Here is a 10,729-nt window from a genome sequence, read left to right as displayed (position 1 = left end):
TAGCAGATATATCCATGGCGTACATCTCCTTAACATAACCCGAGATATCCCGCGTACTCATGCCCCTGGCATACATCGCTATAACGTTGCCTTCCAGTTCGTCAGTGATAATCAACTGCCGTTTAGGGACTATTTTTGGCTCAAATGTGCCGTTTCGGTCCCGGCCGCTCTCCAATTCAAAATGTCCTGATTGAAGGCTCCTGACCGTTTTTTTCGTCTTCCCATTTTTACGGTTGATCTCTCCGGAAGCTTTATTCTCCTGTAGGTGGTGGTCCAGCTCTCCCTCCAACATGCTTTCCAGAAGATGTTTCAGCATCGGAGCAAAAATTCCGTCTGTACCGCCCATTTTTTTGCCCTCATAAAGGCCTTTCATAGCTTCCTCTTTGAAGCTTTCGAAGTCAAAATTGTCTTTACTCATGTTCTGTGTCTAAATATAGAAATTCTTTATTTGACACAGTTTACTTTACACCCTCTCAAATAGCGGCGTCTCTCTATAACCTTCTATATCTTTCTTCTAAAAGATCTTTATACTTTTCTTTGTATTCTTCCGAAAGAAAAGAACTATCTATCCAATGCAACGCAACTGGTTTCCTTTTCTTAAAACGTTTAGCAACACCTTCTATCTGCTTATTATTTAATCCTAATAATGCTCCAAATCTTTGAAAATGCTCCCATTGAAGTTTTCTTTTTTTTCCCTCCAACGTTAGCGCAAGTTCTTCCGTATCTTCAGGATTTATAATCGCAACGTTTAATAGATCGTATGCTGGGGCTAGTGCCCATTTATTGTTCTGAAAAACCATGGAGAAATTTTTCAGATGCATATCGTTGTTTCCAGTCAGGAAACAGAAAACGGCCAATTCTAAGAAATAAACTGTGTCGAGCAACGTATTGTCCGAATACTCATACAGTGCTTTGCCGACCTTCTCCATAGAACCCTTGTATTTGTCAAATGCCTCTGTGATTTGGAACATATCGAGCATGTGTATTTTTTCTCCGGCATCTGTCCGGTCTATCCTTTTTGTGATATAAGATAGTTCACCTGATCTCAACCTTATCAAACTGGACTTAACAACGTTGATACCGAAAGCTTCGGCGATGCGCATAGTGACGTGTTCGTTTTCCGGCATTTCAGGAAATTGATCGGAAGGTGGTTTGAAAATATAATTTCCGCCCAAAGCTCCTACCACGGTTAGGCGACCTTTGTCTCCGTCTCGAATCGTGTTTTTCACTAACGATAAAGAAAGCTTAGGTTGTACTCCCGGAACAGCTATACTCCGCTCTACGACGTTCTGTGCCAATTCTGCCATTTGTGCCAATGAATGTTCGAACACCGGCTGCTGTTTTGTGCCAAAAAAATCTAGACTACATTGCTCGTGAAAATCACCCGACTTATTGTCAGGCAACTCTTTATAACAGTACAAACACTTTTTATTACTCATTTTCCTGAGGTATAGGTTGAACACTTACAGCACCGATACAGTTTTGACAGCACGCTAACAGCAAACCCATCCGGTCGTTTGGGTTGATTTTCCAGTTCTTGGTCGCGATGTCCAATAACCAGCCTTCTGGTATTAATCCCTCAAAAAATGGAAATAGACGCTTATCTTTGTAGAGTTTAGGATTCACGGGCATGGTAAATGTTATAAATGCTTTCGGATAAGCTTTGATATAGGCTTCATCATATTGAAAAACATATTCTCCATCGTCAGTCTCCGTAAGGATGCCTGCTAAATGATCTTTATAATATATAGATGCTTTCCTCATCAGTTACTCCTTTGTCGTTACTAGTTCTCTTGCATTTACGGGAGCCAAAGTATGCCCAAACATTTTAAGTACTTGGTTTACTTTTTCGAGATTCAGGTTCTCTTTTCCCTGTTCTATTTTTCGGATCACCGTTAATGCAACACCTGCTCGTTCAGCAAACTCTTCCTGTGTAAGGTTTACTTCTTTTCTTTTTTGCTTTACAAAATCTGCAAGTACTATCATTGTTATATGCTTTTGCAACGAATTTAAGAAAAATTACCGTATTATATGCAAAAACATATAAAAATATCTACTCACAATAAATTATATGTATTTAGATATAAGAAAAGACTACTGATTCAATACATTTACAATTATTTTGAACGCGGATTTCGCTTCTTTCATTATTGGAAGAAGTGGCCAGATATGAGGCATTCCTTCTCCTACAATTGTATCATATGCCACGTTAGATTCTTCTAGCTTTTTTTCGAGAAGTCGCTGATCAGGGTAGGTAATATCATATTCTGCCAGAAATAGCAATGTTTTCGGAAACTGCTCGAAGTTACCATTTATAGGAGAAATGGATACGTCATTCAGATTGTTGTTTTCAGCACACATCTGTTTAGCACTTAATACACCTTTCTTGGATAACATAGGATCTAACCTATCAATTTCGTCGATTTCGGGGTTGGAAAGTGTCGCATCCATCACCGGTGAAATCAATATTAAGCGATAAGGCAACATACTATTTTTTTGAATGAGTCTTTGCGTAAGTGCAATTGCTAATGTCCCGCCAACAGAATCTCCAATAATAGTAATACTATCTGGGTTGAATTTTTCCAGCGCCTTACTATAGATATGATCAATATTCGCTGATATTTCTGAAATCTTATGTTCGGGAGCTTTAGGATAATCGCACAGCCAAATCGTATATGGTGTTTGTTTCGAAATTTTCTCCACCGCGTCCCAATGATGTTGGGAAGGGCCAGAAACAAATGCACCACCGTGTATAAATATAAGTAACTTATTTGATTCGTCTTTCGGTTTTACTTCTGATATCGTTGTCTGGAGTTCAGTAAAAGTCCGCATATAGCTGTTCTTCCTGAAATAGCTGTTTTTAGAGATAGGAACATCATCCGTACGGAGCTTTTTATAATCAACAGGATTTTTGCTAAAAGTTTTTTTTAAGCCTTTTACTTTAATGACTAGTATCGTAATATAGTACGCAATACTCCTTTTCATACCTAAATATTTGTGTCTTAAGTTATTAATAAATTTGGAGTTCTCGTTCCTAAACTTAAAACAAAAACTCCCGAGGCATTGGTGGAGTACCCCGGGAGTTTACTATATCCTTAACTGATGCTGCCTAAAAGAACTTATCGAAGCGACTATCCAGCTGGATGTACTCCACTCCTATTTCTTTTAATGCCCTCGCAGACTCCTCATAATTATCCTCCCTTGACGGGTGATAGTTGATCACACCCACCACTTGTATATTATTCCGTTTTGCCCATTGGAAATCATCTGCCGAGGGATTGGCAAATAAATAATAATGCTGCGCAGCATAGTCCGATCGTTGTTGATAGTTTTCAATTTGCTTTCTTGTACAGCTTAATTTAATTTTCCCCCTGAAGTAATCTGTGGCTTCCTCGGTAGGGATAATCAGCGCTTGGTCAGCCAGATGAAGATCGGTAAGCAAGGTATAGATTTCTTCAAATCTACGTGGCTGATAGCTCGGTATCTTAAGATCAATCATAACCTGTAGTCCGTTGTCCGCCGCTACGCGCAACATGTCGTCCAGTCTTTGTACCGTATGTCCGTTAGCAGATTTAAAGGATCGCAACGCATCCCAATTTAGCGTATCTACCCTTTTGTCCACGCCGAAGAAGCGCTTTAGGTCACGGTCGTGGTGTACGATCAAGACGCTATCTTTCGTCATCCGTACATCGAGTTCCACCATGTAATATCCTTTCGCCGCGGCTTTTGCTATTGAAGCTATACTATTTTCGTCGGTCTGATCATCCACCACCCCACCCCGGTGGGCGATCAGTTTAACATGGTCAAACTGTGCTTCGCAGCATAGCGTTGCTCCCAGTAGGAGGAACATCATCAATATATATTTGTTCATTTGTAATGTTGATTTTGTACCAATACACCACCGCTCTTGTCAATCTCTACCTGCGGCAGCGGAAAAAAGTAATGTTTCGGTCTTGAAAAATTAATACGATTACGATCGGCATGATATACAGCATCTGGATTTTTCAATATTTCCGCTACATCAACCCAGCCCATCCTGTCCCAGCGGATAAGATCAAAAAAGCGTCTGTTTTCGCCGGCCAGTTCCAGTCGTCTCTCTAATATGAGGTCATCTTTATCTGCTCCCGAGATCGGTTGAGCATGTGCTCTTCTGCGCACCTCATTAATTTCGACATCGCCGGCACCCGCTCCCGACTTCCTGATCTTGGCCTCTGCGACCAACAAATAGACGTCACTGGAACGCATAAGAGGAATGAGCAGGTCGAAACTCAGGTTACCCTCAGGCGTAAAAGTCGTATATTTATTAAAATGATAACCTGTTTCCGAGCTATTGCCATCGTATCTCATTTCCGTATTCCCTACGTCGATCATATCTCCGTCACTCCACATGGTCGCCAACCTGCGTGGGTCGTTGCCAAACGCGTCAAAAAGACTTTTCATTGGGTGGAAAAAGTTCCATCCGCCGAGCGTACGTGGGCTGAAATAATAAATCGTAGACGAATTACGCCATGCCTGCGAAGATGTCACGTAGAGCAGCATTTCGGGAAGCGCGGCTGTTTTCTGACGAAAATTATCCTGAAAGTTGTCGGCCAATCCATATGTCGCATTGGCCGTAATATGCTCGCCAGCGTGGATAGCCAGATCCAGCTTATCCTCGTTGTCCGGATAACTTGACCAATGCATGTACAACTGCGTCAAATATGCCCATGCAGTACCTTTATTGACGCGGCCGGCGCTTGAAGTTGCGGGAAGCAGCTTTTCAGCGGCCTGTAGGTCCTGCTCGATAGCCTGCAGCACTTCCTCGATGGCCGCTTTCGGCTTGTTATAATTTGCGTCCACAACGTCCTCCTGGGTAAGGAGTGGAAACTCGCCATAAGGCAAATACAACCACCAATTAGCAAACGCCCGAAAGAAATAGGCCTCTCCGAGGCTTCTATCCTTGATTTCCTGGGAAATATTGGCAAGATCGGGCACATGCGTAAGAATAATATTGGCCCTCGAGACCATTTCGTACTTCCATGTCCAACCTGCACTCAACTGTGGATTGGAAGCATCAAAAGTGAATGTTTCGATGGCTTCATCCTCCGAATGGTCACCAGCCCGGTATACATCGTCGGATGCGATGTCCCATGTATAATCTCCGTGTGCTACAAAATCTTCCGCTATCAAGATCCCATAAAGCCCCGTAACGGCATCCACCACAGACTGTTCGTTTTTGAAATAGTTTTCTTCGGTATACTGTCCTTTTACGTCAATGTCCAGCAGATCATCGCAGGAGGAAACTCCCCACGACAAACACAAAAGGATGACGGTTAATACATTATTGTTCTTCATCTTTAAAAATCAAATCTAAGCCCTAAATTAATTTTTCTGCTAAATGGAAAGTTTGCGTAATCTACTCCGCGCTGCAGATTTCCATCGGAGTAGCCTATCTCCGGATTATATCCTTTATAAGCGCTCATCACAAAAAGGTTTTCTCCCATGACGTACACGTTCATATCCCGGAAAAAGCTTCTTTCCGACGTAGGTATCTTATATGATAAGGTAAGCGTCTTCAACTTCACAAAGTTTCCGTTTTCAATAAAAAGATCGGACGTCCGATGGTTTAAATTTGTCCGCTGCGTGCTCATACGCGGAATCGTATTGCTGGTACCTTCGCCGTGCCAACGACCTAGTGCCTCCGCGTACATATTATAAGAATAAGTAGGGTCGAGTCCTTGCATCCGATCGGCGTTGTAAAGCTGTCCGCCAAAACTTCCAGTTAGATTTGCATGCAACATCCAACCTTTAAACCCTACCCCCAGTTGCAATCCAAGAATGGCATCCGGATTTGGGTCACCCAGATAGACGCGGTCCTGCTCATCGATCTGTCCGTCGCCATTGATGTCCACAAATCGAACGTCACCGGGTTTTATGTCCGCCTTTCGTCCGTCATTTTGAATGTGTACATCGGCATCGATTTCGGCTTGATTCTGGTAAAGACCATCGGTCTTCCATCCAAAAAAAGAAGCTAAAGGCATCCCTTCATAGGTGCGGGAAATCTCTTGGGACTGGCGTCCATAAAAGACAGAGCCAATGTAGTTGTTATTCCCATAAAGTTTGGTCACCTTATTCTTCAGGAAAGTAAGATTGAAGCCTACATTATAAGCAAAGCCGTTATCTAACTGCTTCTGGTGGTTCAGTTCGATTTCCCAACCCCAGTTACGCATCTCCCCGATATTGGAATCCGGAATAGTTGCCCTACCTACAGTACCCATGACCACCGCGGGAATAAGCATATCGCTTGTCCTTTTATCAAACCACGCGACATTTGCCGTCAAACCACCTTGGAATAATACCGCATCTACCCCCAAGTTGGTCATCGCCGTTTTTTCCCAGGTAATAAAAGGATTGGCAAGGCTCGTAATGCGGGAGCCGCCAACTTGGTCAGCGCCAAATGTGTATTTATTACCGTAGTCGATATTCCTTTTGATGGTGGTGAGGTATTGCAAATCGGCCACTTCCTGGTTGCCCAACATCCCCCAACCCCCTTTGATCTTTAGATCGTCCAGAAAGGATATATCCGCCATGAAATTTTCTTCCGATATCCGCCATCCTGCAGAAAATCCGGGAAAATATCCCCACCTTCTACCGGGCATAAATTTGGAAGAACCATCGCTCCGCATCGTCATGGTCAAGAGATATCTATTGGCGTAGCTGTAGTTAAGCCTGGCAAAAGCCGAGGCTAATTTTTGTGGCACGTCATAATTTCCGATGATACTGTTCATCGTAGCGCCGTTATCAAATACGATCTGGTCTAGACTTTCATCTGCGTATCCTATCTTTTTTGCCGTTTGGAAACTGCCGTTTCTAGATTGCATGGAGACCCCGGCCACTGCATCGAGATGATGGCTACCAAAAGCACGACGATAATCTACATACGTTTCGCCCAAAACCGTATAACTTTCTTGGTTTGTGATCCCCAATTCTGCGTCATTACGTCGTCTCATCTGTTGGGTGACACTTGGGAAGAAGTCCCGAGACTCATAGAGATTCCCCTCAAATCCAATATTACCTTTCCACTTCAAATCGTCGGTAATTGCATACTCCAAGGTTATGGAAGCTAACATATTATGGTTGCGTTTCGTCCGGTCCTCTGTGGAAAGCTCGTACACAGGATTGTTGATGTCTCCCAGTTCATTATTTGCCGATGCCGTTCCCCACTCCCCGTTTTCGTCCATCACCGGGATGGCCGGGTTAAAACGAAGTGCCTGCCACAGCACACCGCTGTACACCGAACTCGTAGACGGGTTATACCAATTCCGATAGTTATATTGAAAGTTCTGAACCAGTTTCAGTTTATCGGAAATTACGTGGTTCGAGTTGACCCGCGCCGATAGTCGACGAAATTTGGAACTTAACATAATCCCTTTTTCGTTATAATATCCCAAACTGGTCAGATAAGACGATTTCTCTCCGCCACCTCTGATGCTTAGATCGAAATTTTCCAACCTGCCCGCTTGAAAAAGTTCGTCTTGCCAGTCGGTACGATCTTCCGCATAATACGGGTCGTCCCAGAAGACATTCGCTGTGATCCCATCATTGGTATAGCGTTCTTTTTTAAGCATAACGAGATCTTCCGCACCAAGTAAATCGAGTTTATTATTTACGTTGGTGATCCCGGAATATAAGTTGACACTGTATTGCGTCGGCTGACCAAATTTACCTCGTTTTGTCGTCACTAAGATAACCCCATTGGCCGCTCGCGTACCGTAAATTGCCGCTGAGGAAGCATCTTTTAATACTTCTATCTGTTCGATATCATTGGGATTGATATCCGTCAATTTTCCAGAAGGCACACCGTCAATTACCACTAAAGGGTTCGATGAATTGACACTACCTGTCCCCCGAATCTGTATCGTAGGCTCTTCTGCCGGAGATCCTCCTCCAGATACGATTTCAAGCCCCGACGACAATCCCTGAAGCGAATTGGACAATTGGCCTATAGGCGCGACGCTCAATTGCTCGCCCTTGATACTAGATACGGATCCCGTAAGGTCACTCCGACGCTGTGTACCGTATCCCACGACCACCACTTCATCCATCTCGGTGATGGCGGGAACCATTTCGATAACAACCTCGCTTCCCTGATTTACCGTAAGCTCCTGCCGTTGGAAACCCACCGATGTGAAAACGAGTACCGCCGGCCACTTCGAAGCGCGTAGTTCAAAATTTCCGCGTTCGTCGGTAGCTGCACGGTTATCTGTATCTTTTTCCACAACCGAGACATTAGCTAAGCCAACTCCGTCGATATTGCTGACGCGCCCCTTTACGACGGCCTGTTGGCGTACCGCTGAGGGCATCTTTTTGGCACTAGGTATTCCCGTCGCCTTTTTGCCCTCTGTTAGGATAACATGCTTATCGACGATATTATAAATGATATCGTGCTTAGTCAAAATTTTTGAAAGAGCCGCCTGTATCGATAATTCCCGCATGTCGACATCCAATTTCAGATCCGGTGGTACCAATGCGGAATCATAAAAAATGTGGTAGCCACTTTGCTCTTGGATCGCCTGTAGAACATCGGCCATCTTCGCGTTCTTTCGCTTTAAGGTAATGGTCTGGCCAAAAGTCATTGCGCTGACCTGTATTGTTGCTGCGCACATTAATAAAAGTGCTAATTTCATGGACAAAAGCCTGTTTATTCGAGGAATACAACTTTTCCTGCGTATCGAAATACTATTTTTTTTATACATTTGCTATTGCGGTTGTGTTTATTTCTGCAATCGTTGTTCAACATTTTACTATATTATCGGGAGCGTTCGCGGCGTTCCTGATAATTGTTTCTTCATACATACGCTATCTGTACTTATTTAAATCACCTTGATCCTCCTTTCTTTTATCTCAAATTTTATGCTGTTTGTCATCTCAATCAATCCCAACAGCGTCTCTATATTTTCGTAGCGGGAAATCGAACCCGTAAACCGAACAGGCTCTTTATCAACAGCATATTCAAAAGAAACATCGTACCATCGGGATAGACAGTCTAAAACCTCTCCCAATGGTGCATTGTCGAAAGCGAACGAGCCAGTCCGCCAAGCTATCGTATAATATGGATTTATTTTTTCTACCTGGATTTTCCCCGAACGGGTACTGTAAATAGATTGCTGGTTAGGCAGGAGCTTTTCCTCCCTACGGTTAGGAAAGCGTAAGCGAACAGCACCTTCCACTAACGTTGTTTTTATCCTGTCGGTATAGCTATTTAAATTAAACGCAGTACCCAGCACCTCTAATTCCTGATCGCCAACCTGTACGATAAAGGGTAGCTTTTTTGTACCGACGGTTTTCTTAACAACACGGAAATAAGCCTCGCCCGTAAGTTCAACTTTCCTAGCCACCTCCCCGAAGTTCAAAGGGTAGCGGAGGCTGCTTACTGCATTTAACCAGACTTCGCTTCCATCTGGCAGATTCAGTTTATATTCGCCACCGCGCGGAACAACAATTGTATTGTATAAGCCGTTTTCCAGCGTCTTTCCATCTAACATCCTATACGAAATTTCGCCTTTCTTGTTTTTCGTGAGCGTGTATCCGTCCATCGTTACCGAGGTATTATCCGCAAGTTTCTCCAGATCAATTTCCCGACCGTTTTCCAATACGATTTTGGCTTTGTTCGTCCCCGGAACGATTGCCGACCATTGTTTCTGCTCCCGATCCGTCCCGTCTTCGCTCCGATCGAATAAGTCGGTATCTGTAAAGAGAAGCGCTGTAACCCCAATCAGTATAAAGAGAGCAGCAGCAACCCGCATAAACGGCCATTTACGAAAACGACTGGATGGTGCCTGCTCATATTGCCTATTTATCCGCTGCTGAATAGCACTATAGTGCTCATCCGCATTTTCAGTGGCCAGCCATGGCAAAGGTGACTTCTCGGCCAATTCGGCAAAAATGTCCTCCAGTAGTTGATCGGAAGTTTCCTGATGAATATACTTTTTCAGTTCTTTCAGCTCGTGATCTGTTATGCTCCCGTCACGGTACCGCCGAACTAAGCGATATAGCTTATCCTTTTCCAATATTATTGTCCTTTACTCTTATAATTACCTCAAGCCGGTAAAAGGACTACTAACGAAAGAAATAAATTAAAAAAATAAAAGCGTAAAGCTTGTGCAAGCTCAGCCTTATTTTACGTGACGCGCTTATTAATTGGTTTTTCACGGTATTTTTGGAGGTACCCATCTGTTCGGAAATCTCCTCGTAAGAGTAGCCCGCAAATTTGTTCAACTGGAATATCTCCTTTTGTTTGGCAGGCAACTGCTCCACCAATTCCAACAGCAAGGAACGCAAGTCATTGCCCTCCAGTTCGTCAATTGTTGCCGTAGAGCGTTCATCCCAATCGATGCTAAGCTCATTTTTAAATTTCGCCTCAACAATCGACCGACGGAAAACACGTAACAGATATCTTTTGGTTACTACGAACAATAAGGGATAAATTCCGCTAGGGCCGTCAACCTTCGAACGACTTTGGTATAGTTGAACAAAACTCTCTTGAACCGCGTCGGATGCAATATCCTCTTTTCCGCATACGGAATACGCATACCGTAGAAGTGTCTGCTGGTAGGTGTCAAAAACCTTCCGAAAAACCCGTTGGCTTCCACGCTGGAACGCCTTAAACTCTTCTTCGGAAATATCTTTGGCGTGTGGTCTCATAAGGAAAAATTCACCCTACAAGATTACACAACTGGTATAAAGGTTT

At 43.6% G+C, this 10,729-nt stretch carries 10 protein-coding genes; all 10 read right to left on the bottom strand.

The genetic code is table 11. The features are described from left to right. Positions 1-418 (bottom strand): transposase (locus C5745_RS10325; RefSeq protein ID WP_207795773.1); only part of this gene is annotated, 418 nt, incomplete at its 3' end. Positions 419-491: 73 nt separating this feature from the next. Continuing rightward, positions 492-1,439: a HipA domain-containing protein gene (locus tag C5745_RS10320; RefSeq protein ID WP_105716908.1), complete on the bottom strand. Its 948-nt coding sequence runs from the start codon at positions 1,437-1,439 to the stop codon at positions 492-494. Next, positions 1,432-1,764 carry a HipA N-terminal domain-containing protein gene (locus tag C5745_RS10315; RefSeq protein ID WP_105716907.1) on the bottom strand — a complete coding sequence of 111 codons (333 nt, stop codon included), beginning with the start codon at positions 1,762-1,764 and terminating at the stop codon, positions 1,432-1,434. The genes C5745_RS10320 and C5745_RS10315 overlap by 8 nt, the downstream gene beginning before the upstream one ends. A gap of 3 nt (positions 1,765-1,767) precedes the next feature. After that, entirely contained in the window at positions 1,768-1,986 is a 219-nt protein-coding gene (locus C5745_RS10310) for a type II toxin-antitoxin system Y4mF family antitoxin (protein ID WP_105716906.1), read from the bottom strand. A gap of 108 nt (positions 1,987-2,094) precedes the next feature. Continuing rightward, on the bottom strand, positions 2,095-2,985 hold the full coding sequence (locus tag C5745_RS10305) for an alpha/beta hydrolase (RefSeq protein WP_105716905.1): 891 nt from the start codon (positions 2,983-2,985) through the stop codon (positions 2,095-2,097). A 124-nt stretch (positions 2,986-3,109) separates the two neighbouring features. Beyond that, positions 3,110-3,871, bottom strand: a complete 762-nt coding sequence (locus C5745_RS10300) for a glycerophosphodiester phosphodiesterase (protein WP_105716904.1) — start codon at positions 3,869-3,871, stop codon at positions 3,110-3,112. Next, positions 3,868-5,334, bottom strand: coding sequence for a RagB/SusD family nutrient uptake outer membrane protein (locus C5745_RS10295; RefSeq protein ID WP_105716903.1), 1,467 nt, complete (start codon positions 5,332-5,334; stop codon positions 3,868-3,870). Before C5745_RS10295 ends, C5745_RS10300 begins: the two co-directional genes overlap by 4 nt. A 2-nt stretch (positions 5,335-5,336) precedes the next feature. Continuing rightward, positions 5,337-8,666, bottom strand: coding sequence for a TonB-dependent receptor (locus tag C5745_RS10290; protein ID WP_165793071.1), 3,330 nt, complete (start codon positions 8,664-8,666; stop codon positions 5,337-5,339). Between the two features lie 186 nt (positions 8,667-8,852). Next, positions 8,853-10,049, bottom strand: coding sequence for a FecR family protein (locus C5745_RS10285; protein ID WP_105716901.1), 1,197 nt, complete (start codon positions 10,047-10,049; stop codon positions 8,853-8,855). Between the two features lie 49 nt (positions 10,050-10,098). Further along, positions 10,099-10,683: an RNA polymerase sigma factor gene (locus C5745_RS10280; RefSeq protein WP_105716900.1), complete on the bottom strand. Its 585-nt coding sequence runs from the start codon at positions 10,681-10,683 to the stop codon at positions 10,099-10,101. Positions 10,684-10,729 lie beyond the last annotated feature (46 nt).

Source organism: Sphingobacterium haloxyli, assembly GCF_002980525.1.
Lineage (GTDB): Bacteria > Bacteroidota > Bacteroidia > Sphingobacteriales > Sphingobacteriaceae > Sphingobacterium > Sphingobacterium haloxyli.
This window is presented reverse-complemented; position numbering and strand designations above follow the sequence as displayed.

Bases quoted from the DNA above. Each gene is read 5' to 3' on its own strand.
- C5745_RS10305 (WP_105716905.1), bottom strand. From the start codon at position 2,985: ATGAAAAGGAGTATTGCGTACTATATTACGATACTAGTCATTAAAGTA.
- C5745_RS10295 (WP_105716903.1), bottom strand. From the start codon at position 5,334: ATGAAGAACAATAATGTATTAACCGTCATCCTTTTGTGTTTGTCGTGG.
- C5745_RS10300 (WP_105716904.1), bottom strand. From the start codon at position 3,871: ATGAACAAATATATATTGATGATGTTCCTCCTACTGGGAGCAACGCTA.
- C5745_RS10310 (WP_105716906.1), bottom strand. From the start codon at position 1,986: ATGATAGTACTTGCAGATTTTGTAAAGCAAAAAAGAAAAGAAGTAAAC.
- C5745_RS10280 (WP_105716900.1), bottom strand. From the start codon at position 10,683: ATGAGACCACACGCCAAAGATATTTCCGAAGAAGAGTTTAAGGCGTTC.
- C5745_RS10315 (WP_105716907.1), bottom strand. From the start codon at position 1,764: ATGAGGAAAGCATCTATATATTATAAAGATCATTTAGCAGGCATCCTT.
- C5745_RS10320 (WP_105716908.1), bottom strand. From the start codon at position 1,439: ATGAGTAATAAAAAGTGTTTGTACTGTTATAAAGAGTTGCCTGACAAT.
- C5745_RS10290 (WP_165793071.1), bottom strand. From the start codon at position 8,666: ATGAAATTAGCACTTTTATTAATGTGCGCAGCAACAATACAGGTCAGC.